Origin of the sequence: Promicromonospora sp. MS192, assembly GCF_049532985.1 — a bacterium.
Classification (GTDB): Bacteria; Actinomycetota; Actinomycetes; order Actinomycetales; family Cellulomonadaceae; genus Promicromonospora.
On the sequence record NZ_CP186693.1, the window covers coordinates 4,107,209 to 4,131,977 of the forward strand.

At 70.9% G+C, this 24,769-nt stretch carries 32 protein-coding genes; 4 read left to right on the forward strand and 28 right to left on the reverse strand.

The features are described 5' to 3' along the window. Positions 1-25 precede the first annotated feature (25 nt). Entirely contained in the window at positions 26-1,843 is a 1,818-nt protein-coding gene (locus tag ACO229_RS18395) for a bifunctional ADP-dependent NAD(P)H-hydrate dehydratase/NAD(P)H-hydrate epimerase (RefSeq protein ID WP_423462418.1), read from the reverse strand. A gap of 97 nt (positions 1,844-1,940) precedes the next feature. Between ACO229_RS18395 and ACO229_RS18400 the strand changes: the two genes are divergently transcribed. Beyond that, complete coding sequence (locus ACO229_RS18400; protein WP_423462419.1) at positions 1,941-2,990, forward strand: TIGR03560 family F420-dependent LLM class oxidoreductase; 1,050 nt, start codon at positions 1,941-1,943, stop codon at positions 2,988-2,990. Positions 2,991-3,059: 69 nt separating this feature from the next. On the opposite strand, the gene ACO229_RS18405 is transcribed toward ACO229_RS18400, so the two are convergent. The 3 genes from ACO229_RS18405 to glmS all read right to left on the reverse strand — a co-directional run bounded on the left by ACO229_RS18405 (position 3,060) and on the right by glmS (position 6,462). After that, positions 3,060-3,410: a holo-ACP synthase gene (locus ACO229_RS18405; RefSeq protein ID WP_397431770.1), complete on the reverse strand. Its 351-nt coding sequence runs from the start codon at positions 3,408-3,410 to the stop codon at positions 3,060-3,062. Positions 3,411-3,671: 261 nt separating this feature from the next. Beyond that, entirely contained in the window at positions 3,672-4,502 is an 831-nt protein-coding gene (locus ACO229_RS18410) for an alpha/beta fold hydrolase (protein ID WP_397431772.1), read from the reverse strand. 70 nt (positions 4,503-4,572) lie between these two features. Beyond that, complete coding sequence (glmS, locus tag ACO229_RS18415) at positions 4,573-6,462, reverse strand: glutamine--fructose-6-phosphate transaminase (isomerizing) (RefSeq protein WP_397431774.1); 1,890 nt, start codon at positions 6,460-6,462, stop codon at positions 4,573-4,575. A gap of 111 nt (positions 6,463-6,573) precedes the next feature. Here glmS and coaA point away from each other — a divergent pair, with 111 nt between their 5' ends. Beyond that, positions 6,574-7,569 carry a type I pantothenate kinase gene (coaA, locus tag ACO229_RS18420; RefSeq protein ID WP_397410296.1) on the forward strand — a complete coding sequence of 332 codons (996 nt, stop codon included), beginning with the start codon at positions 6,574-6,576 and terminating at the stop codon, positions 7,567-7,569. 4 nt (positions 7,570-7,573) lie between these two features. Here the strand turns inward: coaA and ACO229_RS18425 are convergent, their stop codons facing one another. The 4 genes from ACO229_RS18425 to rplM form a co-directional block, all read right to left on the reverse strand. Further along, positions 7,574-8,323 carry a DedA family protein gene (locus ACO229_RS18425; RefSeq protein ID WP_423462420.1) on the reverse strand — a complete coding sequence of 250 codons (750 nt, stop codon included), beginning with the start codon at positions 8,321-8,323 and terminating at the stop codon, positions 7,574-7,576. 192 nt (positions 8,324-8,515) lie between these two features. Then, on the reverse strand, positions 8,516-9,880 hold the full coding sequence (glmM, locus tag ACO229_RS18430) for a phosphoglucosamine mutase (RefSeq protein ID WP_397431777.1): 1,365 nt from the start codon (positions 9,878-9,880) through the stop codon (positions 8,516-8,518). A gap of 211 nt (positions 9,881-10,091) precedes the next feature. Continuing rightward, on the reverse strand, positions 10,092-10,577 hold the full coding sequence (gene rpsI, locus ACO229_RS18435) for a 30S ribosomal protein S9 (RefSeq protein WP_397410290.1): 486 nt from the start codon (positions 10,575-10,577) through the stop codon (positions 10,092-10,094). A gap of 43 nt (positions 10,578-10,620) precedes the next feature. Then, a complete protein-coding gene (gene rplM, locus ACO229_RS18440; protein ID WP_397410288.1) occupies positions 10,621-11,070 on the reverse strand; it encodes a 50S ribosomal protein L13 in 450 nt (149 codons plus the stop codon). A 298-nt stretch (positions 11,071-11,368) separates the two neighbouring features. Here rplM and ACO229_RS18445 point away from each other — a divergent pair, with 298 nt between their 5' ends. Further along, on the forward strand, positions 11,369-11,794 hold the full coding sequence (locus tag ACO229_RS18445; protein ID WP_397410286.1) for a DUF5709 domain-containing protein: 426 nt from the start codon (positions 11,369-11,371) through the stop codon (positions 11,792-11,794). A 66-nt stretch (positions 11,795-11,860) separates the two neighbouring features. Here ACO229_RS18445 and ACO229_RS18450 read toward each other — a convergent pair whose 3' ends face one another. Beyond that, positions 11,861-12,760, reverse strand: a complete 900-nt coding sequence (locus ACO229_RS18450) for a tRNA pseudouridine synthase A (protein WP_423462421.1) — start codon at positions 12,758-12,760, stop codon at positions 11,861-11,863. A gap of 47 nt (positions 12,761-12,807) precedes the next feature. On the opposite strand from ACO229_RS18450, the gene ACO229_RS18455 reads away from it, so the two are divergent. Further along, the gene (locus ACO229_RS18455) at positions 12,808-13,566 is read left to right on the forward strand and encodes an ROK family protein (RefSeq protein WP_397410282.1); all 759 of its coding nucleotides are present in this window, start codon (positions 12,808-12,810) and stop codon (positions 13,564-13,566) included. Between the two features lie 192 nt (positions 13,567-13,758). Here ACO229_RS18455 and rplQ read toward each other — a convergent pair whose 3' ends face one another. The 19 genes from rplQ to rplX form a co-directional block, all read right to left on the reverse strand. Next, entirely contained in the window at positions 13,759-14,307 is a 549-nt protein-coding gene (gene rplQ / locus ACO229_RS18460) for a 50S ribosomal protein L17 (RefSeq protein ID WP_397410280.1), read from the reverse strand. A gap of 57 nt (positions 14,308-14,364) precedes the next feature. Continuing rightward, a complete protein-coding gene (locus ACO229_RS18465; protein ID WP_397410278.1) occupies positions 14,365-15,381 on the reverse strand; it encodes a DNA-directed RNA polymerase subunit alpha in 1,017 nt (338 codons plus the stop codon). A gap of 185 nt (positions 15,382-15,566) precedes the next feature. Next, positions 15,567-15,971 carry a 30S ribosomal protein S11 gene (rpsK, locus tag ACO229_RS18470; RefSeq protein ID WP_020016139.1) on the reverse strand — a complete coding sequence of 135 codons (405 nt, stop codon included), beginning with the start codon at positions 15,969-15,971 and terminating at the stop codon, positions 15,567-15,569. Between the two features lie 73 nt (positions 15,972-16,044). Then, entirely contained in the window at positions 16,045-16,419 is a 375-nt protein-coding gene (rpsM, locus tag ACO229_RS18475) for a 30S ribosomal protein S13 (RefSeq protein WP_119139878.1), read from the reverse strand. Positions 16,420-16,595: 176 nt separating this feature from the next. Continuing rightward, positions 16,596-16,709 (reverse strand): 50S ribosomal protein L36, encoded by a 114-nt coding sequence (gene rpmJ, locus ACO229_RS18480; RefSeq protein ID WP_003956441.1) that lies wholly within the window; start codon positions 16,707-16,709, stop codon positions 16,596-16,598. 128 nt (positions 16,710-16,837) lie between these two features. Beyond that, positions 16,838-17,059, reverse strand: coding sequence for a translation initiation factor IF-1 (infA, locus tag ACO229_RS18485; RefSeq protein ID WP_029290613.1), 222 nt, complete (start codon positions 17,057-17,059; stop codon positions 16,838-16,840). Positions 17,060-17,391: 332 nt separating this feature from the next. Further along, positions 17,392-17,847: a hypothetical protein gene (locus ACO229_RS18490; protein ID WP_423462422.1), complete on the reverse strand. Its 456-nt coding sequence runs from the start codon at positions 17,845-17,847 to the stop codon at positions 17,392-17,394. Between the two features lie 54 nt (positions 17,848-17,901). After that, positions 17,902-18,789 carry a type I methionyl aminopeptidase gene (map, locus tag ACO229_RS18495; protein WP_423462423.1) on the reverse strand — a complete coding sequence of 296 codons (888 nt, stop codon included), beginning with the start codon at positions 18,787-18,789 and terminating at the stop codon, positions 17,902-17,904. A 3-nt stretch (positions 18,790-18,792) separates the two neighbouring features. Next, positions 18,793-19,350: an adenylate kinase gene (locus ACO229_RS18500; protein ID WP_397417330.1), complete on the reverse strand. Its 558-nt coding sequence runs from the start codon at positions 19,348-19,350 to the stop codon at positions 18,793-18,795. Between the two features lie 80 nt (positions 19,351-19,430). Next, a complete protein-coding gene (gene secY / locus ACO229_RS18505; RefSeq protein WP_397417163.1) occupies positions 19,431-20,726 on the reverse strand; it encodes a preprotein translocase subunit SecY in 1,296 nt (431 codons plus the stop codon). 213 nt (positions 20,727-20,939) lie between these two features. Next, positions 20,940-21,392, reverse strand: a complete 453-nt coding sequence (gene rplO, locus ACO229_RS18510; protein WP_026365835.1) for a 50S ribosomal protein L15 — start codon at positions 21,390-21,392, stop codon at positions 20,940-20,942. Between the two features lie 2 nt (positions 21,393-21,394). After that, positions 21,395-21,577 carry a 50S ribosomal protein L30 gene (gene rpmD, locus ACO229_RS18515; RefSeq protein ID WP_020016131.1) on the reverse strand — a complete coding sequence of 61 codons (183 nt, stop codon included), beginning with the start codon at positions 21,575-21,577 and terminating at the stop codon, positions 21,395-21,397. Further along, positions 21,577-22,230 carry a 30S ribosomal protein S5 gene (gene rpsE, locus ACO229_RS18520; RefSeq protein WP_397417167.1) on the reverse strand — a complete coding sequence of 218 codons (654 nt, stop codon included), beginning with the start codon at positions 22,228-22,230 and terminating at the stop codon, positions 21,577-21,579. The genes rpmD and rpsE overlap by 1 nt, the downstream gene beginning before the upstream one ends. Positions 22,231-22,261: 31 nt before the next feature. Continuing rightward, entirely contained in the window at positions 22,262-22,633 is a 372-nt protein-coding gene (gene rplR, locus ACO229_RS18525; protein ID WP_397417170.1) for a 50S ribosomal protein L18, read from the reverse strand. 2 nt (positions 22,634-22,635) lie between these two features. Continuing rightward, the gene (rplF, locus tag ACO229_RS18530) at positions 22,636-23,172 is read right to left on the reverse strand and encodes a 50S ribosomal protein L6 (RefSeq protein ID WP_119139890.1); all 537 of its coding nucleotides are present in this window, start codon (positions 23,170-23,172) and stop codon (positions 22,636-22,638) included. A gap of 21 nt (positions 23,173-23,193) precedes the next feature. Then, positions 23,194-23,592: a 30S ribosomal protein S8 gene (gene rpsH / locus ACO229_RS18535; protein ID WP_119139892.1), complete on the reverse strand. Its 399-nt coding sequence runs from the start codon at positions 23,590-23,592 to the stop codon at positions 23,194-23,196. 75 nt (positions 23,593-23,667) lie between these two features. After that, complete coding sequence (locus tag ACO229_RS18540) at positions 23,668-23,853, reverse strand: type Z 30S ribosomal protein S14 (RefSeq protein ID WP_020016126.1); 186 nt, start codon at positions 23,851-23,853, stop codon at positions 23,668-23,670. A gap of 1 nt (position 23,854) precedes the next feature. Beyond that, positions 23,855-24,427, reverse strand: a complete 573-nt coding sequence (rplE, locus tag ACO229_RS18545) for a 50S ribosomal protein L5 (RefSeq protein ID WP_397417174.1) — start codon at positions 24,425-24,427, stop codon at positions 23,855-23,857. Beyond that, a complete protein-coding gene (gene rplX / locus ACO229_RS18550) occupies positions 24,427-24,768 on the reverse strand; it encodes a 50S ribosomal protein L24 (RefSeq protein ID WP_020016124.1) in 342 nt (113 codons plus the stop codon). Before rplX ends, rplE begins: the two co-directional genes overlap by 1 nt. Position 24,769 lies beyond the last annotated feature (1 nt).

The following is a 24,769-nucleotide window of genomic DNA, read 5'->3' on the forward strand; positions in this document are numbered from 1 at the left end:
CGGCGCACAACGACGACGCGTTCGCTCATCGCCCGCGACCCGCCAGCAGCTCCGCGACGACCGCGGGCACCGCCCGGGCGATCTCCAGCGCGGCCACCGGGCCACCCGCCGACGCCCGGGCCGCAGCCCGGCCGTGCACGAGCGCCGCGGCGGCTGCGAGCCGCGCCGGGAGCGCGGGGTCCTCGACCGCCTCCGCCGAACGGCCGGCGAGCAGCGCCCCGAGGATCCCGGCGAGCACGTCCCCCGCACCCGCGGTGGCGGTCCAGGGCGGTGCGTCGGCCTGCGCGTAGACGTCGCCCGGCCCCGCCACCACCGTGATCGCACCCTTGAGCAGGACGGTCGCACCGGTCGCCTGGTGGGCGGTGCGCGCCCAGCGGAGCGGGCGGGCCTCCACCGCCGCCCGGTCGACGTCGTGGCCGAGCCCTCGCAGCAGCTCCGCCAGCTCGCCCGCGTGCGGGGTCAGCACCGCTGATGCCGGCAGCCGGTGCTCCAGCATCGTGAGCGCGCCCGCGTCGACGACGGCAGGCATCCGGCCGCCGGTCACGTCCTCGGACAGCACCCCGGTCACCGCCGCGAGCGCCCCGAAGATCCGCCGGGCCTGGCCGTCGTCGTCCGGGCCCTCGTCGTCCGGGTCCAGCGCGGGGACACCGGGGCCGAGCACCCAGGACTGCACCCGTCCGCCCGCCACGACCACCTCGGGCCGCGCGAGCAGCACCCGTGTCCCGACCGCCTCGGGGCCCAGGTAGCGCACCATCCCGGCGCCCGCGTGCACGGCACCCGACGTCGCGAGCACGGCGGCCCCCGGGTAGGTGCTGGTCCCGGCGACCACGCCGACCACACCGCGCGTGTACTTGTGGTCGTCCGGGCCCGGCACGGGCCAGAGGGCGGCCACGTCGGCCGGCTCCATGCGCAGCACGCGGCCCGCAGCCGGGTCGGTGGTCCCCCAGGCGTGCCGGGCGACTCCGCCGCGCCGCGCGCGGGCACCCGGAACAGCGGGGAAGCCGACGTCGACCAGCTCGACCACGCCGGCCGTCCCCGCCGCGGGCGGCAGCAGCAGGCCGGGCTTGAGGGCGCCGAACGTCACGGTCCGGTCCGCACGCAGCACCGGGCCGGGCACCACGCCGTCGTCCACGCCGATGCCACTGGGGATGTCGACGGCGACCGTGTACGGCCAGCGGTCGCCCGCCGCCGCGCGGGCCTCGGCGAGCGCGCGGACCAGGCCGCCCGCGGGCGGGCGCAGGGCACCCCGCGCACCGACGCCGACCAGACCGTCGAGCAGCACGTCGGAACCGAGCACGGACTCGACGACGGCGGGCACGCGGACGTCGGACAGGCTCGCCACCTCTCCGCCGGCCTCGCGGAACGCGGCGAGCCCCGCCTCGTGCGCGCGCACCGACGCGAGGACGGCGGTCACCCGCAGGCCACGCCGGACGAGGTGCGCGCCCGCGAACAGGGTGTCGCCGCCGTTGTTGCCGGGGCCGACCAGCAGCACGGCGCGCGCGCCGCGCACGTCGCCCCGACCGGTCCCGCCGCCGGACCGGGACGCGTCTCCTGCCGGAGCACCGGCCACCGCTGCGCTGGCCACCCGCTCGCCGAGCCGGCGCGCCGGGCGGAGCCGGGCCGTGCCGGGGAGCCCGTCGGAACCGAGGCTGCCGCGCAGCCGGACGCCGGCGCGCCGGGCGGGCAGCGCCGTCCCGGGCCTGCCCGCGGCCCGCCGCCCCGCCACCTCCCGCAGCACCACCTGGGCCAGCCCGTAGGCCGCCCGCGCCATGAGCGGCTCACCGGCGGCGATCAGGGGCTCCTCCGCCTTGCGTATCTCGTCCGAGGTCCACGCGTCTTTCACGGTCCTATAGTGCCGGGTCGGCCGCCGCCACGCGTAACAGAACCGACAATATGGACCATCTCTCCCGTGCGGAACCGGGTCGGCATAGGGTCGGGACATGCGATTCGGACTCTTCATCCCACAGGGCTGGCGCTTCGACCTCGTCGACGTGGCGCCCGCCGACCAGTGGGCGACCATGCTGTCCCTCGTGCACCGTGCGGAGAACCAGGCCGCGGGCGAGGCTGTCCCGGGCGGCGAGTTCGCCTGGGAGTCGGCCTGGGTGTACGACCACTTCCACACCACGCCCGCGCCCTCGACCGAGGCCACCCACGAGGCGTGGTCGCTGATGGCCGCGTTCGCGGCCGCGACGCAGCGGATCCGCCTGGGTCAGATGTGCACCTGCATGGCCTACCGGGAGCCGACCTACCTGGCCAAGGTGGCCTCGACCATCGACACGATCTCCGGCGGGCGCATCGAGATGGGCATCGGCGCCGGCTGGTACGAGCACGAGTGGCGGGCCTACGGGTACGGCTTCCCGTCCGCGGGCGAACGCCTGCGCGCGCTGGACGAGGGTGTGCAGATCATGTCGGCCATGTGGCGCACCGGGTCCTCGGGCACGTTCGACGGCAAGCGCTACCAGGTCGACGGCGCGCTGTGCTACCCGCAGCCGCTGCAGCAGCTCCCCGTGGGCGACGGCGGCGCCGAGGTACCGTCCATCCCCCTGTGGATCGCGGGCGGCGGCGAGAAGAAGACGCTGCGCATCGCCGCGCAGCACGCCCAGTACACCAACTTCGACGGGTCGCCCGAGGGCTTCACCCACAAGTCGGGCGTGCTCGAGGCGCACTGCAAGGACGTGGGCCGCGACTTCGGCGAGATCACACGGTCCTCGAACTACAACGTGGTGATCGGCGAGAACGACGCCGAGGTCGCCGAGCGGCTGGACTGGATCGAGGCGCACCTGCGCACGTCGGTACCCGGCACGGCGGAGCGGGAGATCGCCAACTGGCGCAGCGGCCTGCTGGTCGGCACGCCGGAGCAGATCGTCGAGCGCCTGCAGGACATGAACGGCCGCGGCCTGGAGTACGCGATCACGTACTTCCAGGAGGCGGCCTACGACACCAGCGGCATCGAGCTCTTCGAGAAGCAGGTCATCCCGGAGCTCCAGTAGCCCCCTGCCGGCAGCGAGCGAGAACGGGGGCGGGACCACGTGGTCCCGCCCCCGTTCCGTCTCGGTGGGTCAGCCCTCCGCGATCACCATGGCCGACGCGATCCCCGCGTCGTGGGAGATGGTGATGTGCCAGGTACGCACCCCGAGCTCCGCGGCCCGCGCCGCGACGGTGCCGCGCGCGTCGATCCGGGGCGGGCCACCGACCGTGCGGTGCACCGTGACGTCGTGCCAGCGCAGGTTCCCCGGCGCGCCGAGCGACTTGGCGATGGCCTCCTTGGCCGCGAACCGCGCGGCCAGGGACGCCGGCGGCAGCTCGCGCTCGACCTCGGTGAACAGCTTCTCGCGCAACCGGGGCGTGCGGGCGAGCGTCTCCATGAAGCGGTCCACGTCGACGACGTCGATACCCGTCCCGATGATCATGGGCCCAGCCTAGGTCCACCCCATCACACCGACGGCCTTGCGCGAGATGACCGTTTTGCGGCACCATATCGCCGTAATGCAGAGGTAAAGACGGCGCCTGCATAGCGCAGCGCGCCTCTTTTCATGCGGAGGAGTTGCCATGCCGGAGGACGACGACAAGCTCCCCTTCCCCGTGGTCATGGTCGTCGTCTTCGGCGTCGTGATCGCCGCGATCGTCACGCTGCTGATAGTCGTCGCGGTATCGAGCTGACGGGCGCCTGGTCAGACCGGCACCGCCTCCTCGACGCGGTCGAGCCACTCGCCCACCAGCGCCGCGAACAGCGTCGACTGCTCGATGTCGAGCGCGTGCCCTGCCCGGTCCAGCACCGCGAACGTCGCCCGCGGGTAGTGCTCCACGAGCCCCCAGGCGTCGCGGTACCCCGTGGTCGCGTCCTGCCGCCCGACCAGGATGAGGGCGGGCCCCTCGAACGGCGCAGGTTCCACGGGGAACGTCCCCGCGTAGCTCGCCTCGAGCCGGGCGACCGCCGCCGGGTCGGCGGCCGCGAGCCCCGGATCCACCACCCGGCGTGCCCACTCCCAGGTCTCGGTCGTCTGCACGACGAGCGTGTCCTCCGCGTCCAGTACCTCGGTACCGACCCGCTCGGCGAGCGCCGGCTCCCGCACCAGCACCCGGTGCTCCGGGACCTGCCGCAGCTCGTGGCGGGCGTCCACCACCGTCACGACCGCGGCCAGTCCCGCGACCCGCTCCGGGTCGGCGGCCGTCAGTCCCCGCGCCAGGTAGCCACCGTACGACTGCCCGACGACGACGTACGGCCCCTCGGGCACGAGCGCCTCGACCGTCCCCCGCAGGATCCGGAACACGTCGTCGGTGCTCGCGACGTCGGGCGCCGCCGTACGCCCCATGCCGGGCAGGTCGACGTAGAGCCGGCGCCAGCCGGGACGGGCCCCGAAGACCGGCTCGAAGGCGCTCGTCATGATCCGGTGGTCCACCGGGAACCCGTGCACCAGCACCGCCGTGCGCACCCCGGCACCGGGCGGCGGCCCGTGCTCCACGTAGTGCACCCGGACCCCGTCGACCTCCACGTACGCCATCGGCGCTCCTCTCGTCAGGCCAGACCCTAGACGGAGCCACCGACATCCCGGATGCCCGCGGGGCGGGGCGTCACTCCACCGTGACGGACTTGGCGAGGTTGCGCGGCTGGTCCACGTCCAGGCCCTTGGCCGTGGCGAGCGCCATGGCGAAGATCTGCAGCGGCACCACGGCCAGCAGCGGCTGGAGCAGCGTGGGCGCCTGCGGGATCCAGAAGATCTCGTCGGCGTACGGACGCACCGCGTCGTCCCCGTCCTCGGCGATCACCAGCGTGCGCGCGCCGCGGGCGCGGATCTCCTGGATGTTCGAGACGACCTTGGAGTGCAGGGAGTCGCGTCCCCGTGGCGAGGGCACCACCACGAACACGGGCTGGCCCTCGTCGATCAGGGCGATCGGGCCGTGCTTGAGCTCGCCCGCTGCGAAGCCCTCGGCATGGATGTACGCGAGCTCCTTGAGCTTGAGCGCGCCCTCCAGGGCCACCGGGAACCCGACGTGGCGCCCGAGGAACAGCACCTTGTCGGACTTCTCCATGGACCGGGCCGTCGCGCGCACGTACTCGCCGCGCTCGATGACGGTCTGGATCTTGCGCGGCATGGCCCGCAGCTCGTCGAGCAGGGTCGCGATCTCGTCGGGGAACTTGTTGCCGCGCAGCTGGGCGAGGTACAGGCCCAGCACGTAGGCGGCGGTGATCTGCGCCAGGAAGGCCTTGGTGGAGGCGACGGCGATCTCGGGCCCGGCGTGCGTGTACAGCACCGCGTCGGACTCGCGCGGGATGGTGGAGCCGTGGGTGTTGACGATCGAGATCACCTTCGCGCCCTGCTCACGCGCGTGCCGCACGGCCATGAGGGTGTCCATGGTCTCGCCGGACTGCGTCACGGCCACCACCAGGGTGCGCTCGTCGAGGATCGGGTCGCGGTAACGGAACTCGTGCGCCAGCTCGACCTCGACGGGGATGCGGCACCAGTGCTCGATCGCGTACTTGGCCACGTGCCCGGAGTAGGCGGCGGTGCCGCACGCCACGACGATGATCTTGTTCACGGCGCGCAGCACCGACTCGTCGATGCGCAGGTCGTCCAGCACGAGCGCGCCCGCGGCGTCCGTGCGGCCGAGCAGCGTGTCGGCCACGGCCTGCGGCTGGTCGTGGATCTCCTTGTCCATGAACGAGTCGAAGCCGCCCTTCTCGGCGGCCGCGGCGTCCCAGTCCACGGTGTAGCGCTTGGCCTCGGCAGGCTTGCCGTCGAAGTCGGTCACCGTCACGGACGTCGGCGTGATCGTGACCACCTGGTCCTGGCCCAGCTCGAGGGCCTCCTTCGTGTGCGCGATGAACGCGGCCACGTCGGAACCGAGGAAGTTCTCGCCCTCGCCGAGGCCCACCACGAGCGGGGAGTCGTGCCGGGCGCCCACCACGGTGTCCGGGGCGTCGGCGTGGACCGCCAGCAGCGTGAAGGTACCCTCCAGCCGCCCGGCGGCCGTGGTCATGGCGTCGGTCAGGTCGCCCGACTCGCGGTACGCCTTGGCCACGAGGTGCGCCGCCACCTCGGTGTCGGTCTCGGACCGGAAGACCACCCCGTCGGCCAGCAGCTCGTTCTTGAGCTGCGCGAAGTTCTCCACGATGCCGTTGTGGATCACCGCCAGCCGGTCGCCGTCGGCGAGGTGCGGGTGGGCGTTGGCGTCGGTCGGACCGCCGTGCGTGGCCCAGCGGGTGTGCCCGATCGCCGCGGTCGCCTGCGGCAGCGGGTCGTGGTCGAGCACCTCGATCAGGTTCGCCAGCTTGCCCGACTTCTTGGCCCAGGCGACACCGTCCAGCCCGGGCGCGACGAGCGCGACACCGGCCGAGTCGTAGCCGCGGTACTCGAGGCGGCGCAGCCCCTCGATGGCCACGTCGAGGGGCGTGCCCGACGGCGCGGCGGCGCCGTTCGGCGACGCGACTGATGTTCCGGTGTACCCGACGATCCCACACATGCGCGCGAGTCTATCGAGCGAGCGAGCCTGCCCCCATGACGGGCCTCACAGGGCCGCTGCGGAGCCACCGGCAGCCGACGGGTGCGGAGGCTCGCGCCCGCGTGGGGCACAATGCTGCAGGTGGTTTCCCAGTTCTCGTCGACGGACCTCGGTGAGCACCTGCTCGCCCTCGCCCCGTCCTCACCCTACGTGGACCTCGACCGCGCGGCCTGGAGCCGCCTGTCGGCCTCCACCCCGCTGCCGCTGACCGACGACGACGTCGAGCGCCTGCGCGGTCTCGGTGACCCGATCGACCTGGCCGAGGTCGACGCGATCTACCGCCCCCTGTCGCGCCTGCTCAACCTCTACGTGCAGGCCACCGGCGGCCTGCACCGTGCGACGTCGACCTTCCTGCACGAGGATCCGCCCCGCACGCCGTACGTCATCGGGGTCGCGGGCTCGGTCGCCGTCGGCAAGTCGACGACGGCGCGCGTCCTGCGCGAGATGCTCGCGCGCTGGCCCGAGACGCCGCGCGTCGAGCTCATCACGACCGACGGCTTCCTCTACCCGAACGCCGAGCTGGAGCGACGGGGCCTGATGGAGCGCAAGGGCTTCCCCGAGTCGTACGACCGGCGCGCCCTGATCCGCTTCCTGTCCCGGATCAAGGCGGGACAGGACGAGGTCCGCGCCCCGGTGTACTCCCACACCATCTACGACATCGTGCCGGGCGAGGAGGTCGTCGTGCGCAAGCCCGACGTGCTCGTCGTCGAGGGCCTGAACGTGCTCCAGCCGGCACGCCCGTCCGCCGTCGACGAGTCGACCGTCGCGGTGAGCGACTTCTTCGACTTCTCGATCTACGTGGACGCCCGTACCCGGAACATCCGGCAGTGGTACGTGGACCGGTTCCTGGAGCTGCGCCGCACCGCGTTCACCAAGCCGGACTCCTACTTCAAGCGGTATGCGTCGCTCTCCGACCAGGAGGCCACGGACAAGGCCCTGTCCATCTGGGAGTCGATCAACGCGCCCAACCTGGAGAAGAACATCCTGCCGACGCGTGGCCGCGCCACGCTGGTGCTGACCAAGGGCTCGGACCACGCCGTGCAGCGGGTCCGCCTGCGCAAGCTCTAGCGGCTCAGCGGTCCTTCTGGGGCTTGGCCGGGTCGTCGACCCGGTGGACGTACTCCCGGACCATCTCGGTGGCACCGGCCGGGACGGCGACCTTCTCGGCGTCCGTGGCGGCCTCGCCGTCCTGCTCGCCGCCGAGGTGCCGGCGGGAGAACCAGCCCACCACCTGGTCGACGAGGAAGCCCATCGCGACGCCGAGGACCACGCCGATCACGATCGCCAGCAGCGGCTCGTGCCCGAGCCACTGGGCGGCGACCAGGCCGATCCCGGCGGAGTACAGGGCCCACATGACCGCCGCGATCGCGGCGATGACCATGAACCGGCGCCGCGGGTAGCCGACGGCCCCGGCGGTCATGTTCACGGCCACGCGCCCGATCGGCACGTACCGCGCGGCCAGGATGAAGGAGGCACCGCGGCGGGCAAGGGCCCGCTCCGCCCAGTCCACGGCCCGGCGTCCGCGTGCCGAGCGCAGGAACGGCACCCGGTCGGTGCCGATCATCTTGCCGATCTGGTAGGCGATCTGGTCGCCCACCCACGCGCCGGCTGCCGCGGCCACGAGCACGAGCCACATCCACGGCGTGCCGGTGCTGTGCGCCGACACCGTCAGCGTGATCACCACGGACTCGCTGGGCAGCGGCGGGAAGAAGCCGTCGATGGTCGCGAAGGCGAACATCGCCGGGTAGATCCACGGCGAGGCCGCCATCGCGAGGATCCACGCCTCGGTGGCGCTCAGGACTGCGGAGATGAGTTCGAGCACAGGACCTCGGAAGTCTCGGCCGGGGCGCTTCCCGGGGCGGGTGGAGAGCGGCACCTCATAGTGCCTGCATCCAGCCTACGCAAGGGGTACCCCTGAAACGCATCAGGGGTACCCCTGGGACAACCCCGCTTCCCAAGGATTCACGGGGCGTTCACGCCGGCCCCGCCGTCCTGCCCGCGGGCGAGGAGGCCGCTACAGCGCGAGCCGCTCCCGTACGACGGCCGCCAGGTCCTCGGCCACCTTGTCCGCCTCGTCCTGCGCCGGCGCCTCCACCATGACGCGCACCAGCGGCTCGGTACCGGACTGGCGCAGCAGCACCCGGCCGGTGTCGCCCAGGCGCGCCACCGCGTCGGCGACGGCCGCCTGCACGCCCTCGTCGGTCCCGGCGCGGGACTTGTCCACGCCGCGCACGTTGACGAGCGTCTGCGGCAGGCGCTCGATCTCACCCGCGAGATCGGCCAGGCGCTTGCCCGACGCCTTGACCCGCGCCGCGAGGTGCAGCGCCGAGAGCACACCGTCACCCGTCGTGGCGTGCTCGGCCAGGATGATGTGGCCCGACTGCTCCCCGCCCAGGCCGTAGCCCTGGGCGCGCATCTCCTCCAGCACGTACCGGTCGCCGACGGCGGTCTGCACCGTCGTGATCCCCTGCTCCCGCATGGCCAGGATGAGGCCGAGGTTGCTCATCACCGTGACCACGAGCGTGTCGCCCGGCAGACGCCCCTCCTGCTTGAGCGCGGTGGCGAGGATCCCGAGGATCTGGTCGCCGTCCACGATCGCGCCCGTGTGGTCGACGGCGAGGCAGCGGTCGGCGTCGCCGTCGAACGCGACGCCGAAGTCCGCCTCCGACGCCACCACCACGGCCTGGAGCTGCTCCGGGTGCGTGGAGCCGCACTTCTCGTTGATGTTCCGGCCGTCGGGGCTGGCGTTCATCACCACGACGTCGGCGCCCGCCGCGCGCAGCGCCTCCGGCCCCACCTCGCTGGCGGCACCGTTGGCGCAGTCCAGCGCGATGCGCAGCCCCTCGAGGGGCCGGTGGTCCGGGGTGGTCCCGACGCTGTCGGTGAGGTGCCGCACGTACCGCTCGGCGGCGGCCTGCCCGTCGGTGCGGATCCGCCCGACGTCGGCGCCCGTGGGCCGCTCCCAGTCCTCGCCCAGCGTGGCCTGGATCGCGTCCTCGACGGCGTCGTCGAGCTTGAGGCCGCCGCGGGCGAAGAACTTGATCCCGTTGTCCGGCATGGGGTTGTGCGACGCCGAGACCATGACCCCGAGGTCGGCCTCCAGCTCCGTCACCAGGTAGGCCAGCGCGGGCGTCGGCAGCACGTTGAGCATCACGACGTCGACTCCCGCCGAGGCGAGGCCTGCGGCGACGGCGCCCGCGAGGAACTCGCCGGAGGCCCGCGTGTCACGTCCGACGACGGCCCGTGGTCGCGGGCCCAGCAGCTCGCCCTGCGCGGTCAGCACCCGAGCGGCGGCGACGCCCAGCTCCAGTGCCAGCTCCGCCGTGATGTCCTTGTTGGCGAGGCCCCGAACCCCGTCGGTGCCGAACAGCCTGCCCATACCGCGTCTCCTCAGATCGTTCCAGTCCCACCGTAGTGGGCGTCCGGCCGGTGCCGGAAATGCGGATGGCCCCGCTGAACAGTGTCGATACTGTTCGGCGGGGCCACCCGGCCGGGCACTGACTGTGCTCGTCGCCGCGCTTCCTCGGCCGGAGCACAGGCTCTGGCCTCGTACCTCGGCCCGAGCCTGTGCTCCGGCTGTCGTCAGCGCGTCAGCGCTTGCTGTACTGCGGAGCCTTGCGGGCCTTCTTGAGACCGGCCTTCTTGCGCTCGACCTTGCGGTCGTCGCGGCGCAGGAAGCCGGCCTTCTTCAGCTCGGGGCGGTTCGCCTCGGCGTCGATGGCGTTCAGCGCACGGGCGATGCCCAGGCGCAGCGCGCCGGCCTGGCCCGACGTGCCACCACCCGTGATGCGGGCGATGACGTCGAAGCGGCCCTCGACCTCGACCAGGTTCAGCGGGGAGTTGACCAGCTGCTGGTGCACCTTGTTCGGGAAGTAGTCCTCGAGGGTGCGGCCGTTGATCTTCCAGGTGCCGGTGCCGGGGACCAGGCGCACGCGCGCCACGGCCTCCTTGCGGCGCCCGAGGGCCTGGGCCGGGGCGGTGATGGACGAACCGCGCGTTGCCGGCGCGGCCGTCTCGGTGGTGTAGGTGCTGGGCGTCTCGGCGCCCTGCTCGATGTCGACGGTGGTCTCAGCCACTGTGGTGTCCTCGCGTCCTTCGCGTTGCGATCCGGCAGCGGCCTCAGGCCTGCTGCGAAACCTGGGTGATCTCGAACGGCTTGGCCTGCTGCGCCGTGTGCGGGTGCTCAGGGCCTGCGTAGACCTTCAGGTGGGTCAGCTGAGTCCGACCGAGCGAGGTCTTGGGGATCATGCCGCGCACAGCCTTCTCGATGGCGCGCTCCGGCTTGGTGTCCAGCAGCTCGCCGTACGGGGTGGCCGTGAGGCCGCCCGGGTAGCCCGAGTGGCGGTACGCCATCTTGGTCTGACGCTTGTTGCCGCTCAGCGCGACCTTGTCCGCGTTGATGACGATGACGAAGTCACCGCCGTCGACGTGCGGAGCGAAGGTCGGCTTGTGCTTCCCGCGCAGCAGATTGGCGACCTGGCTGGCCAGGCGGCCCAGGACGACGTCGGTCGCGTCGACGACGTACCAGTCGCGCTGGACGTCGCCGGGCTTGGGGGTGTACGTACGCACGGTTCGTAACCTTTTCGTTTGCGGTGTCGTCGGGCGAGAAGCGGCGCCCGATGAGTCAGGTCGTTGTGCGCGGGAGTCAAGGTGACGTCCGGGCCGGACGTCGGCACGCGAGTGGGCGCGGTGCCGACGCAGGAACGCCGGTGACAGAGCACAACGACTCAATAGAATACCTGGCCGTTTCCCCGAGGGTCAAAGCGAAGCGGGCTGCCGGCGCACGGGACGGGCATGACGTTCACCACGTCGACGCATTCGCACCGGCACTGTGGCGTCCACGCGCAACTGGTGCCACCGTAGGAACATGACCGAGGAAACCCCAGCCACCATGCCGGGGCCGGACGGCATCGCCGAGGGCGACACCGACCAGCTCCCGACCGAGGACACCCTGTACAGCCGGGGACCGAAGGACCTGCTCGACGAGGGCTACTCCCCGCCCGACCGCCCGCGCTCGAACCACTGGGGCGAGACCTCGTGGGAGGAGCGGCAGGGAGAGCCGATGGACCAGCGCCTCGCCGAGGAGGAGCCGGACATCTGGCAGGAGGACCCGCTCGACCGCACCGACACGTCGCGCGCGGGCCGCCTGGTCTCCGACCCGGACGCCGACCCCGGCAGCTACGCGGCCGAGGACGGCAACCGCGAGAACGACCTGTACGGCACGGACGCGGGCATCGACGGTGCGGGAGCGAGCGCCGAGGAGGCCGCCGTCCACTGGGTCGAGGAGCCCTGACCCGCCGCCGAGGGAGAACTGCAGCGAGGTAGGACGCCGACCAGGCCGTTCTGCCTCGCTGCAGTTCTATCTCGCGGTCGGGAGGTCGTCCCAGACCTCCTCGTCCATCCGCTTCGCACGGACGGCGTCCGCGCGGGACGCGAGCTCGGCGTCCGGCGGGAACGTGATCTCCTCCAGGCACAGCCCCTCGGGCGGCACCACGAACACCCCGGCATCCCGGCGTCGGCTCGCCAGCAGCTCCGCGGGCCAGCCGACCGGACGCCGCCCCTCCCCCACCGCGATCGACGCCCCCACGAGCGCCCGGACCATGTTGTGGCAGAACGCGTCGGCGACGACGTGCGCCACCACGAGCCCCGCGTCCGGCCCCTCGGCCGGCCGCTCCCAGGCGATGCGCTGCAGCTCGCGGATGGTCGTCGCCCCGGGCCGGGGCTTGCAGTACGCGGCGAAGTCCCGCAGGCCGACGAGCGGCCGGACCGCGGCGTCCATCGCCTCGGCGTCGAGCGCACGGCGGGTCCACAGGACGTGGCTACGGCGCAGGGGGTCGCGCAGGCCGGGGTCGTCGGCGATGCGATACGTGTAGCGCCGGCGCAGGGCTGAGAACCGGGCGTCGAAGCCCGCAGGAGCCGGCGCGGCCCGGCGCACGACCACGTCCGCCGGCAGCACACCCGCCAGCCGCGTCACGAGCGAATCGCCCGGTGACCGGTCGGACCGGCCCGGCAAGGCAGCCCAGCCTTCCCGGTCGACGTCCACGTGCGCCACCTGCCCGCGCGCGTGGACGCCCGAGTCCGTGCGGCCGGCGACCGTGAGCCGGGGCGCCGGCAGCCCGCGCTGCTCGGTCCGCAGCACCCGGGCGATCCCGGTCTCCAGGGCACCCTCCACGGTGCGCAGTCCGGGCTGCCGGGCCCAGCCCGCGAAGTCCGTGCCGTCGTAGGCCAGGTCGAGGCGGACCCTGATGAGCTGGTTCACACGCTCATCCTCCCCGATTCCCGCGCCGAGGTTCGTACAGTGACGTCATGGCAGAGACTCTCACGCTGGCCGTGGACTGCGGGGGCGGCGGGATCAAGGCGGCCGTCCTCGACGCGTCCGGCACCGCCCACGCGACACCGGTCCGCGTCCCGACACCGTATCCGCTGCCGCCCGAGCTGCTCGTCGACACGATCGCGAAGATCGCCACCGACCTGCCCGCGGCCGCCCGGGTCACGGTGGGGCTCCCCGGCATGATCCGCAGCGGCGTCGTCGTGCACACGCCGCACTACATCACCCGGTCGGGGCCGCGGTCACGCGTGGTCCCCGCCCTGGCGGACGCCTGGCGCAACTTCGACATGCGCGCCGCTGTCGCCGAGCGGCTGGGCCTGCCGGCGCTCGTCCTCAACGACGCGGAGGTGCACGGCGCGGGCGTGGTCGCGGCGTCGGGCCTGGAGCTGGTGATCACGCTGGGCACCGGCCTGGGGACGGCGATGTTCCACGGCGGGCGGATCGCACCGCACCTGGAGTGGTCGCACGCGCCGGTCCGCCGCAGCCTCACCTACGACCAGTACATCGGCGAACCCGAGCGGCGCCGGCTCGGGGACGGACTCTGGTCGCGCCGCGTCGTCACCGTGGTGGACGGGCTGCGCCCGGTGTTCCACTGGGACCGCCTCTACATCGGCGGCGGGAACTCACGCTGCATCACGCCGTCCGCGCTGACCCGCCTGGGCGACGACGTCGTCATCGTCCCCAACTCGGCGGCCCTGGTCGGCGGCGCCCGGGCCTGGGACCTCCCGCCGGCGTAAGTGCGCCTCTACCCAGTCATCAGGCCCGGAATCGAGCTGTTCTCCGGGCCTGATGACTGGGTAGAAGCGCACTACGCGCGACACGATGCCCGACACGATGCACAGCGCGATGCGCAACGGAACGCACGACGACGCCGGGCCGCACCCTCCGTACGGAAGGTGCGGCCCGGCGTCGTGCGGGAGAAAGGGGGCTCAGGCCTCCTTCTTCTCCTCGGCGGTCTCGTCCGCGGGGGTCTCCTCGGCGGCGTCCTCGGCCGGGGCGTCCTTGACGTCCTCGGCGGGGGTCTCCTCGACCGGAGCGTCCTCGACGGGCGCGTCCTCGACCGGGGCAGCCTTCTCGGTGGCCTTGGTGGCCTCCTTGACGACGGCCTGCTTGGGGCTCACGGGCTCGGTGACGAGCTCGATGACCGCCATCGGCGCGTTGTCGCCCTTGCGGGTGCCGATCTTGGTGATGCGCGTGTAGCCACCGTTGCGCTCGGCCATGGCCGGGGCGATCTCGGTGAAGAGCGTGTGCACCACGCCCTTGTCGCGCACGACCGTGAGGACACGGCGGCGGGCGGACAGGTCGCCCTTCTTCGCGAACGTGATCAGACGCTCGGCCAGCGGACGCAGGCGCTTGGCCTTGGTCTCGGTGGTCGTGATCCGGCCGTGCTCGAAGAGCGACGTCGACAGGTTCGCGAGGATCAGACGCTCGTGAGCCGGGCTACCGCCGAGCCGCGCGCCCTTGGTAGGGGTAGGCATTGCTTGTCTCCTTGGAAGTGGTTCCGCGCGCCTGGCCCGCAGACCGGGCGCGGGACGTCAGTACGACTGCTCGTCGCCGCTGTAGGCAGCCGTGTCGCCGGCCTCGAAGTAGGAGGCGCCGGCCGGGTCGAAGTCCAGCGGCGAGTCCTTGAGGCTGAGGCCGAGCTCGGCCAGCTTCTCCTTGACCTCGGTGATCGACTTGGCACCGAAGTTGCGGATGTCGAGCAGGTCCGCCTCGCTGCGGGCCACGAGCTCGCCCACCTGGTGGATGCCCTCGCGCTTGAGGCAGTTGTACGAACGGATGGTGAGGTTGAGCTCCTCGATCGGCAGCGCCAGGTCCGCGGCCAGCGCGGTGTCCGTCGGCGACGGGCCGATCTCGATGCCCTCGGCCTCGACGTTCAGCTCACGTGCCAGGCCGAACAGCTCGACCAGGGTCTTGCCGGCCGAGGCGAGCGCGTCGCGAGGCGTGATCGCCTGCTTGGTCTCGACGTCGACGATGAGCTTGTCGAAGTCGGTGCGCTGCTCGACTCGGGTGGCCTCGACCTTGTACGTGACCTTGAGGACCGGCGAGTAGATCGAGTCGACCGGGATGCGCCCGATCTCCGCGTCGAACTGCTTGTTCTGCGCGGCGGACACGTACCCACGGCCCCGCTCGACGGTCAGCTCGATCTCGAGCTTGCCCTTGTCGTTCAGGGTGGCGATGTGCAGGTCGGGGTTGTGCACCTCGACCCCCGCCGGCGGAACGATGTCCGCGGCGGTCACGGCGCCGGCGCCCTGCTTGCGCAGGTACATCACGACGGGCTCGTCGTTCTCCGAGGAGACCACGAGGTTCTTGATGTTGAGGATGATCTCGGTGACGTCCTCCTTCACGCCCGACACGGTGCTGAACTCGTGCAGCACACCGTCGATACGGATGGACGTGACAGCCGCGCCCGGGATGGACGACAGCAGGGTGCGACGCATCGAGTTGCCGAGCGTGTAGCCGAAGCCAGGCTCGAGCGGCTCGATGGAGAAGCGGGAACGGCTCTCCGAGATGACCTCTTCGGTCAGCGTGGGGCGCTGTGCGATGAGCACTGTGGGTGTCCTTTCAGTGTGCGTCCGCTATATGACGCATCACGGCCTGCGATCTCTCGCAGCCCGGACGGATCTCTGTCACCGACCGGGCGGGGGTGCTCACCTCGCGAGGTGAGCGGATGTCGCACCCGCGGTGCGGTCGCGCGGCTCCGAGGCCGCGCGACCGCACCGTGGTGCGACAAGCATCAGACGCGGCGGCGCTTCGGGGGACGGCAGCCGTTGTGCGCCTGGGGCGTCACGTCCTGGATCGAGCCGACCTCGAGGCCGGTCGCCTGGAGCGAGCGGATGGCGGTCTCGCGACCGGAACCCGGGCCCTTCACGAAGACGTCGACCTTCTTGACGCCGTGCTCCTGCGCGCGGCGAGCGGCCGACTCGGCGGCCATCTGCGCGGCGTACGGCGTGGACTTGCGGGAGCCCTTGAAGCCGACGTGGCCGGCAGAGGCCCACGACACCACGGCACCGGACGGGTCGGTGATCGAGATGATCGTGTTGTTGAAGGTGGACTTGATGTGCGCCTGGCCGAGCGGGACGTTCTTCTTGTCCTTGCGGCGCGGCTTGCGGCCGGCGGCAGCGCGAGTCTTGGGAGGCATCTGTTCTTCTATCTCCTGGTCTGATCGGACCGGGGCGGTCTAGCTCAGCGAGCGACCGCTCCACGGACTGCTGTCAGCGGGCCTTCTTCTTGCCCGCAACGGTGCGCTTGGGACCCTTGCGGGTGCGCGCGTTGGTCTTGGTGCGCTGACCGCGCACCGGCAGGCCGCGGCGGTGGCGCAGGCCCTGGTAGGTGCCGATCTCGACCTTGCGGCGGATGTCGGCCGCGACCTCACGGCGGAGGTCACCCTCGAGCTTGTAGTTGCCCTCGAGGTAGTCGCGGAGCGCAACGAGCTCGGCGTCGCCGAGGTCCTTCACGCGGACGTCCGGGCTGATGCCCGTGGCGGCCAGGGTCTCCTTCGCGCGGGTACGACCCACACCGAAGATGTACGTGAGCGCAACCTCAAGCCGCTTGTCGCGGGGGAGGTCGACGCCGATAAGACGTGCCATGTGCCTTCCGGCTCCTGTACTGCTCGTCGGAGGTCTGCCGCACCGCCATCCCGTGGTTTCTCACGGGCCCCGGCCTCCGGACCGAGGGTTCCCCGCCCCGCGTCGCGCGGAGTGGTTCGAGGTGGTGCGCTGGTGGTGGCCTCAGCCACCGGCCCGGGCAGGTGCCCGGAGGATGATCAGCCCTGGCGCTGCTTGTGGCGCAGGTTGTCGCAGATCACCATGACGCGACCGTGCCGGCGGATCACCTTGCACTTGTCGCAGATCTTCTTGACGCTCGGCTTGACCTTCATCGGATTTTCCTCCGCCACGCGCGTCCGGTCGCCCGGGTGCGCACGAGGCAGTGTCGTGGGTGGTCGATCGTGCGGCGACGTCACCTCTGGCCAGGCCGTGAGTGACATAGCCCCGGATCGGGGACTGACTACTTGTAGCGGTAGACGATCCGGCCGCGGGACAGGTCGTACGGGCTGAGCTCCACCACCACGCGGTCCTCGGGGAGGATCCGGATGTAGTGCTGCCGCATCTTGCCCGAGATGTGCGCGAGAACCTTGTGACCGTTCGACAGCTCCACGCGGAACATCGCGTTCGGCAGAGCCTCGACCACGCTGCCCTCGATCTCGATGACACCGTCCTTCTTTGCCATATCCTCCGCTAACTCTCGTCGTGACTGCTTCCACGCCCACGGCGTCGCAGGTACCCTGCGCAACCGGCAGTCGGGTGTGGATGTCGTGTGCGTCCGTGTGCCGCCTGCCTCGTGTGCCTCGACCTGCGCCCCGCTCGCGCGGGGACCGGCAGGCGCTCGTGGCACCCTTTCAAGAACTGGAGGCGTTGAACGGACTACACCCAGCGGTCCAGCCTACGCCACTTCGGAAAGCATTCAAAGCGCAGGCCCACGCCGACGCCGCCCGCGGGCCGTGAGTCTCGCCACGCACCCCGCAGTGCCCGCGGTCGAGGCGCCGCTCGGCCGGCGTCCGGTCACAGGTCGTACTCGACGCCAGGTGGTCCGATCATCGTGTGCGGCAGGCTGCCGACGAGGAAGAACAGCATCGGGAGCCAGCCGAGCACCATGCCCAGCCCGAGCGCCACGAGCACCGAGCTGCCGCGAGCCGTCCACAGCCACACCCCGACCAGCCACACCACCACGCCGAGCAGGAGCACCGACTCCCAGACGAGGAGCGACGTGCCGAACCCGAGCACGATGCCCACCCACAGGAACGGGCTCGGCACGAGGCGCCGTGCCCATACCGCCGACCAGCGGCCGAGGCGCCGCAGGCCCCGGCCGGCGGCGGGAAGCACCCGGGCGTACCACGGGCGCCCGGAAGACCCTGGCACCGCGTGCTCGGGCGTCGTACGGGGCGCCTCCCCGCGCGGGCCGGCGCCGGCTCGCGAGGGGGCCGTGCCACCCGAGGGAGTGTGCGCTTCCTTGGTCACCCGGTGATCGTAGCCAACTGACCCCAGGTTAAATAGTCCTCGGGACGGAATCGCTCAGCCGAGGTCGACCGGCTGCACCCCGAAGACGCCGAGGCGCTCCGCTCCCCCGTCGATCGCGGTCAGGACGACGATGCCGTCCTCCGTGATCGCGGTCGAGTGCTCCCAGTGCGCCGCCCGGGACCCGTCGACGGTGACCACGGTCCAGTCGTCCTGAAGGACGCTCGTCTCCGCGCCGCCCCGCGTGATCATCGGCTCGATGGCCAGACACATGCCCGGGCGCAGCCGCGGGCCCTGGCCGGACGTCCTGTAGTTGTGGACGTCCGGGGGCTGGTGCATGGCGCTGCCGATGCCGTGCCCCACGTAGTCCTCGACGATCCCGTACTCGGTACCGACGAACTCGCCGGCCATCTCGACCGCCGCCTCGACCGCCTCGCCCACGGCGTTCAGGCGCTTCCCGGAGGCCAGCGCCGCGATGCCCGCCCACATGGCCGCGTCGGTCGCCCGGACGAGCGCGATGTCGGCGAGGTCCGCCCCGGCGGCGACCAGGTCGTCGTCGGGCAGCCTGTGGTCCAGAGCGCCCTCGGCGCCCAGGACGAAGGAGATGGCGGAGTCACCGTGCCAGCCCTCGACGATCGCACCGCAGTCGATGGAGACGAGGTCGCCCGCCCCGAGCACCCGGCCGCCCGGGATGCCGTGGATGACCTCCTCGTTCACCGACGTGCAGATGACGCCGGGAAAGCCGTGGTAGCCCAGGAACGAGGGCTTGGCACCGGCATCCTCGATCGACCGCGCGGCGACGGCGTCGAGGTCGGCCGTGGTCATGCCCGGCCGGGCCGCCGAGCGGACCGCCGCGAGCGTGTCGGCGACCACCAGACCGGCACGCCGCATGAGGCGCACCTGGTCCGGCGTCTTGTACTCGATCCGCTCCCGGCCGAAGACCACGCCTCAGCCCAGCTGCGTCGCGAGCGAAGCGACGATGCGGTCGGTGACGTCCGAGATCTCGCCCAGGCCGTCCACCTGCACCAGGAGGTTGCGCTCGCCGTACGCCGCCGTCAGCGGGGCGGTCTGCTCCGCGTAGATGTCGAGGCGGCGGGCGATGGCCTCCTCGGTGTCGTCCTCGCGACCCTCCTGCTCCGCGCGCTTGGCGATGCGCGCGAGCAGCTCGGCACGGTCCGCCGTCAGCTCGATGACGCCGTCCAGCTCCCAGCCGAGACCGGCGAGGATCTGGTCGAGTTCCGTCACCTGGGCCGCGTTGCGCGGGTATCCGTCGAGGATGAAGCCCTGCTTCACGTCCGGCTCACCGAGCCGGTCGCGGACCATGGCGTTGGTGACCTCGTCCGGGACGAGCTCACCCTTGTTCGTGTACTCCTGCGCGGTCCGGCCCAGCTCGGTCTCCCCCGCGATGTTCGCGCGGAAGATGTCACCCGTCGAGATCGGGACGATGCCGAAGACCTCGGCGAGGCGGGCGGCCTGCGTACCCTTGCCCGCGCCCTGCGGGCCCATGATGACCAGACGCGTGACCTGGCCCTCCTGGTCCGGACGAGCGTGCAGCTCGCGGCGAGAGGTGGTGGTGGGAGTCTGGCTCAACGGAGGAATCCTTCGTAGTGGCGCTGCTGCAGCTGGGAGTCGATCTGCTTGACCGTCTCCAGCCCGACACCGACCACGATGAGGATGGAGCTGCCGCCGAACGGCAGGCTGGTGGTGACGCCCAGGAAGACGAGCACCAGCGTCGGGATCAGCGCGATCAGCGCAAGGTACAGGGAACCGGCGGAGGTGATGCGGGTGATCACGAAGTCGAGGTACTCCGCCGTGGGGCGGCCGGCCCGGATGCCGGGGATGAAGCCGCCGTACTTCTTCATGTTGTCCGCGACCTCGTCCGGGTTGAACGTGATCGAGGTGTAGAAGAAGCAGAAGAAGATGATCATCAGCGTGTAGATCGCGATGTACAGCGGCGACGACTGCTGGACCAGGTTGTTCGAGATCCAGACGACCCACTCCTCCGTCTGGTCGCCGAACTGGGCGATCAGGCCGGGGATGGCGAGGATCGACGCCGCGAAGATCACGGGGATCACGCCGGACATGTTGATCTTGATCGGGATGTAGGTGCTGGTGCCGCCGTACATCCGGCGCCCCACCATCCGCTTCGCGTACTGCACGGGGATGCGGCGCTGCGACTGCTCGACGAACACCACGAGGCCGACCACCAGGATGATGACCAGGATCATGATGGTGAAGTTCAGGGCACCGTTGGCGCCACCGGCGATCGACCACAGCGAGGTCGGGAAGCTGGCCGCGATCGACGTGAAGATGAGCAGCGACATGCCGTTGCCGACGCCGCGCTCGGTGATGAGCTCGCCGAGCCACATGACAAGGCCGGTACCGGCGGTCATGGTGATGACCATGAAGACCGAGGTGAGGATGCTGTCGCTCGCGATGACGTCGAGGTCGCAACCCTGGAACAGCAGGCCCTGGCGCGCCGTCGTGATGACGGTGGTGGACTGCAGGATCGCGAGGGCGATCGTCAGGTAGCGGGTGTACTGGGTCAGCTTGGTCTGACCCGACTGGCCCTCCTTGTGCAGCGCCTCGAAGCGCGGGATGACCACGCGAAGCAGCTGCACGATGATGCTCGCCGTGATGTACGGCATGATGCCGAGGGCGAAGATCGACAGCTGCAGCAGAGCACCGCCGCTGAAGACGTTGATCAGGCCGAGCAGGCTGTTGTCACCCGCGAGGGCGATACATTGCTGCACGTTCGCATAGTCCACACCGGGGGTCGGGATGAACGACCCGAGCCGGAAGATCGCCATGATCGCGATCGTGAACAGCAGCTTGCGCCGCAGGTCTGGCGTCCGGAAAGCCCGGCCGAAAGCGCTGAGCACCCTATCCTCCTGGCCCGCCGTTGCGGGATCTCGTGTCGCCGGCAGGACGCCGGCGAGGTGTGTCGAACGTGGGCCAGACCACAACGGTGCAGCCAGACCGTGTCGGATTCTACGTTGCTCACGCGGGTCCGTGGACCACGTTCGCTCCGGGAAATACTCAAGAGAGCACACAGGGCCGGCCGCGCTCACGCGCCGCCGGCCCTGTCAGCTGTCTCAGGCCTCCGAGACCGTACCGCCGGCCGCCAGGATCTTCTCCTTGGCGGACGCCGAGACGCGGTCGACCGCGATCTCGAGCTTGACGGTGACGTCGCCGTTGCCGAGCACCTTCACGGGCTGGCCCTTGCGGACCGCGCCCTTCGCGACCAGGTCCTCGACGGTGACGGAGCCACCCTCGGGGAACAGCTCGGAAAGCTTGTCCAGGTTCACGACCTGGAACTCGACCCGGAACGGGTTCTTGAAGCCACGGAGCTTCGGGAGGCGCATGTGCAGAGGCATCTGCCCACCCTCGAAGCCCGCGGGGACCTGGTAACGAGCCTTCGTACCCTTGGTTCCACGGCCCGCCGTCTTACCCTTCGAGCCTTCACCGCGACCCACACGGGTCTTCGCGGTCTTGGCGCCGGGGGCCGGACGGAGGTGGTGGACCTTCAGCGGCTTGTTCTCCGCCATGATCACTCGACCTCCTCGACGGCGACGAGGTGCGCCACCGTCTTGACCATGCCACGGATCTCCGCGCGGTCCTCCTTCACGGCGGTGTCGCCGATCCGCTTGAGGCCGAGCGTCCGCAGCGTGTCACGCTGGTTCTGCTTGCCGCCGATGGCGGACTTGGTCTGGGTCACCTTGAGCCGAGCCATCACGCACCTGCCTTCGCAGCCGACTCGGCACGACCGGCGGCCTGGGCCCGCAGGAGCGCGGCCGGGGCCACGTCCTCCAGCGCGAGACCACGACGAGCGGCAACAGCAGCCGGCTCCTCGAGGCCCTTCAGGGCCGCGACCGTGGCGTGCACGATGTTGATCGCGTTGGACGAACCGAGCGACTTGCTCAGCACGTCGTGGATGCCGGCGCACTCCAGCACGGCGCGCACCGGACCACCGGCGATCACACCGGTACCCGGCGACGCCGGACGCAGGAACACGACACCGGCGGCGGCCTCACCCTGGATGGGGTGCGGGATGGTGCCCTGGATGCGAGGGACGCGGAAGAAGTTCTTCTTCGCCTCCTCGACACCCTTGGCGATCGCCGCGGGCACCTCCTTGGCCTTGCCGTAGCCGACGCCGACGGTGCCGTCGCCGTCGCCCACCACGACGAGCGCGGTGAAGCTGAAGCGACGGCCGCCCTTGACGACCTTGGCGACGCGGTTGATGGTGACGACCTTCTCGACGAAGGCGCTCTTCTCCTCGCGCCCGCCGCGACGGTCGTCCCGACGACCGCCACCACGGCGGTCGTTACGGTCCTTGTTCTCGGTGGCGGCACCCTGGGGGGCGCCGCTGCGCTGCCCTGCAGCCATCAGAGAGTCCTCTTCTTCCGTGCGTTGGTCATCACAGGGCCAGACCGCCCTCGCGGGCGCCGTCAGCCACAGCAGCGACGCGACCGTGGTACTTGTTGCCGCCGCGGTCGAACACGACGGTGTCGACGCCGACAGCCTTGGCACGCTCGGCGACGAGCTCGCCGACCTTGCGGGCCTTGGCCGTCTTGTCGCCGTCGAACGCACGCAGGTCGGCCTCGAGGGTCGACGCCGAGGCGACGGTCTTGCCCACGGTGTCGTCCACGACCTGCGCCACCATGTGGCGCGAGGAGCGGGTGACGACCAGACGCGGACGGACGGCGGTGCCGGTGATCTTCTTGCGCAGGCGCGAGTGACGACGCTGGCGAGCGACGGCCTTGCCCTTGCCCAGGATCTTGATAGCCATCGTCACTTACCAGCCTTTCCGACCTTGCGGCGGACGTTCTCGCCGGCGTAGCGCACGCCCTTGCCCTTGTAGGGCTCAGGCTTGCGGATCTTGCGAATGTTCGCCGCGACCTCGCCGACCTGCTGCTTGTCGATGCCCGAGACCGAGAACTTGGTGGGGCTCTCGACCGCGAACGTGACGCCCGCAGGGGGCTCGACGACGACAGGGTGGCTGAAGCCGAGCGCGAACTCGAGGCTCGAACCCTTCGCCACGACGCGGTAACCAGTACCGACGATCTCGAGCTTCTTCTCGTAGCCCTGGGTCACGCCCGTGATCATGTTGGCGATCAGGGTGCGGGTCAGGCCGTGCAGCGCACGGGAGTTCCGCTCGTCGTCCGGACGGGACACCACGAGCTGGGCGTCCTCCTGGGCGACATTGATGGGTGCGGGCACGGTGTGCTCGAGAGAACCCTTGGGGCCCTTCACGGTCACCAGCGCGCCGCTGACGGTGATGTCCACGCCGGCCGGGACCGGAACGGGAAGCTTGCCGATTCGAGACATTGGCGTTTTCTCCTTTCCGGATTACCAGACGTAGGCGAGGACTTCGCCGCCCACGCCCTTGGCCTGTGCCTGCCGGTCGGTCAGCAGGCCGGAGGACGTGGACAGGATCGCCACGCCCAGGCCGCCGAGGACCTTGGGCAGTTCGGTGGACTTGCGGTAGACGCGCAGGCCGGGCTTCGAGATGCGGCGAACGCCCGCGAGGGCGCGCTCCCGGTTCTGGCCGTACTTCAGCTCGATCGTGAGGGACTTGCCCACCTGGGCGTCCTCCACGGTCCAGCCGGCGATGTAGCCCTCGGCCTGCAGGATCTCAGCAATGTGCGTCTTCAGCTTCGACGACGGCATGGTGACCGTGTCGTGGTGCGCCGAGTTCGCGTTCCGCAGACGGGTCAGCATGTCTGCGATCGGGTCGGTCATAGTCATATCGGGCTCTTGCCCTTCCTCACCGGGGTATCCGGACGGCCATGCTCGGCCGGGCGGACCTACGGCGTAGTTGTGTTACCAGCTGCTCTTGGTGACGCCGGGAAGCTCGCCACGGTGGGCCATCTCCCGCACGCAGATGCGGCACAGGCCGAACTTGCGGTAGACGGAGTGCGGGCGACCGCACTTCTGGCACCGGGTGTAGGCGCGAACCGCGAACTTCGGCTTGCCGGCCGCCTTGTTGATCAGGGCCTTCTTCGCCATGTCAGTTCTCCTTGAAGGGGAAGCCGAGACGGCGCAGCAGGGAGCGGCCCTCGTCGTCGGTCGTCGCCGTCGTCACGACCGTGATGTCCATACCGCGGACCCGGTCGATCTTGTCCTGGTCGATCTCGTGGAACATCGACTGCTCCGTGAGACCGAAGGTGTAGTTGCCGTGCCCGTCGAACTGCTTGGGCGACAGACCGCGGAAGTCGCGGATACGCGGGAGGGCGATCGCCAGCAGGCGGTCGAGGAACTCCCACATCCGGTCGCCACGGAGCGTCACGTGCGCGCCGATCGGCATGCCCTCGCGCAGCTTGAACTGCGCGATCGACTTGCGAGCCTTGGTGACCTGCGGCTTCTGACCGGTGATCGCCGAGAGGTCGCGGATCGCGCCCTCGATGAGCTTCGAGTCCTTGGCCGCGTCGCCGACACCCATGTTCACGACGATCTTGGTGAGACCGCCGGCCTGGTGCACGTTCTTGTGGCCGAACTCCTCGATCAGCGCCGGGAGGATCTCCTCGCGGTACTTCAGCTTGAGGCGCGGCTGGGCCGGGGCCTCGATGGTCGTCTCGGTCATCAGATGTCCTTCCCGGAGCGCTTCGCGACGCGGATCCGGACGGTCTTGGTACGACCGTCACGCTCCACCTGCTCGAGGCGGTACCCGACCCGGGTGCCCTTCTTGGTCTCCGGGTCGACGATCATCACGTTGCTCACGTGGATCGGCGCCTCGACCGTCTCGATGCCACCGGTACGGGTGCCGCGCTGCGACTGGCCCACCTTGGTGTGCTTCGTGACGCGCTGCACGCCCTCGACCACGAGGCGGTCGGAGTCCTTGAGGACCTCGAGCACGCGGCCGGTCTTGCCCTTGTCGCGACCCGAGATCACGATGACCTGGTCGCCCTTCTTGATCTTCGCCATG

Excerpts from the sequence above, each read along its gene's own strand:
- ACO229_RS18400 (WP_423462419.1), top strand. The coding sequence starts at position 1,941 with ATGCGATTCGGACTCTTCATCCCACAGGGCTGGCGCTTCGACCTCGTC.
- ACO229_RS18405 (WP_397431770.1), bottom strand. The coding sequence starts at position 3,410 with ATGATCATCGGGACGGGTATCGACGTCGTCGACGTGGACCGCTTCATG.
- ACO229_RS18410 (WP_397431772.1), bottom strand. The coding sequence starts at position 4,502 with ATGGCGTACGTGGAGGTCGACGGGGTCCGGGTGCACTACGTGGAGCAC.
- glmS (WP_397431774.1), bottom strand. The coding sequence starts at position 6,462 with ATGTGTGGGATCGTCGGGTACACCGGAACATCAGTCGCGTCGCCGAAC.
- coaA (WP_397410296.1), top strand. The coding sequence starts at position 6,574 with ATGCTGCAGGTGGTTTCCCAGTTCTCGTCGACGGACCTCGGTGAGCAC.
- glmM (WP_397431777.1), bottom strand. The coding sequence starts at position 9,880 with ATGGGCAGGCTGTTCGGCACCGACGGGGTTCGGGGCCTCGCCAACAAG.
- ACO229_RS18445 (WP_397410286.1), top strand. The coding sequence starts at position 11,369 with ATGACCGAGGAAACCCCAGCCACCATGCCGGGGCCGGACGGCATCGCC.
- ACO229_RS18455 (WP_397410282.1), top strand. The coding sequence starts at position 12,808 with ATGGCAGAGACTCTCACGCTGGCCGTGGACTGCGGGGGCGGCGGGATC.
- rplQ (WP_397410280.1), bottom strand. The coding sequence starts at position 14,307 with ATGCCTACCCCTACCAAGGGCGCGCGGCTCGGCGGTAGCCCGGCTCAC.
- rpsK (WP_020016139.1), bottom strand. The coding sequence starts at position 15,971 with ATGCCTCCCAAGACTCGCGCTGCCGCCGGCCGCAAGCCGCGCCGCAAG.
- rpsM (WP_119139878.1), bottom strand. The coding sequence starts at position 16,419 with ATGGCACGTCTTATCGGCGTCGACCTCCCCCGCGACAAGCGGCTTGAG.
- rpmJ (WP_003956441.1), bottom strand. The coding sequence starts at position 16,709 with ATGAAGGTCAAGCCGAGCGTCAAGAAGATCTGCGACAAGTGCAAGGTG.
- infA (WP_029290613.1), bottom strand. The coding sequence starts at position 17,059 with ATGGCAAAGAAGGACGGTGTCATCGAGATCGAGGGCAGCGTGGTCGAG.
- ACO229_RS18500 (WP_397417330.1), bottom strand. The coding sequence starts at position 19,350 with ATGGGCCCGCAGGGCGCGGGCAAGGGTACGCAGGCCGCCCGCCTCGCC.
- rplO (WP_026365835.1), bottom strand. The coding sequence starts at position 21,392 with ATGGCGGAGAACAAGCCGCTGAAGGTCCACCACCTCCGTCCGGCCCCC.
- rpmD (WP_020016131.1), bottom strand. The coding sequence starts at position 21,577 with ATGGCTCGGCTCAAGGTGACCCAGACCAAGTCCGCCATCGGCGGCAAG.
- rpsE (WP_397417167.1), bottom strand. The coding sequence starts at position 22,230 with ATGGCTGCAGGGCAGCGCAGCGGCGCCCCCCAGGGTGCCGCCACCGAG.
- rplR (WP_397417170.1), bottom strand. The coding sequence starts at position 22,633 with ATGGCTATCAAGATCCTGGGCAAGGGCAAGGCCGTCGCTCGCCAGCGT.
- rplF (WP_119139890.1), bottom strand. The coding sequence starts at position 23,172 with ATGTCTCGAATCGGCAAGCTTCCCGTTCCGGTCCCGGCCGGCGTGGAC.
- rpsH (WP_119139892.1), bottom strand. The coding sequence starts at position 23,592 with ATGACTATGACCGACCCGATCGCAGACATGCTGACCCGTCTGCGGAAC.
- ACO229_RS18540 (WP_020016126.1), bottom strand. The coding sequence starts at position 23,853 with ATGGCGAAGAAGGCCCTGATCAACAAGGCGGCCGGCAAGCCGAAGTTC.
- rplE (WP_397417174.1), bottom strand. The coding sequence starts at position 24,427 with ATGACCGAGACGACCATCGAGGCCCCGGCCCAGCCGCGCCTCAAGCTG.
- rplX (WP_020016124.1), bottom strand. The coding sequence starts at position 24,768 with ATGGCGAAGATCAAGAAGGGCGACCAGGTCATCGTGATCTCGGGTCGC.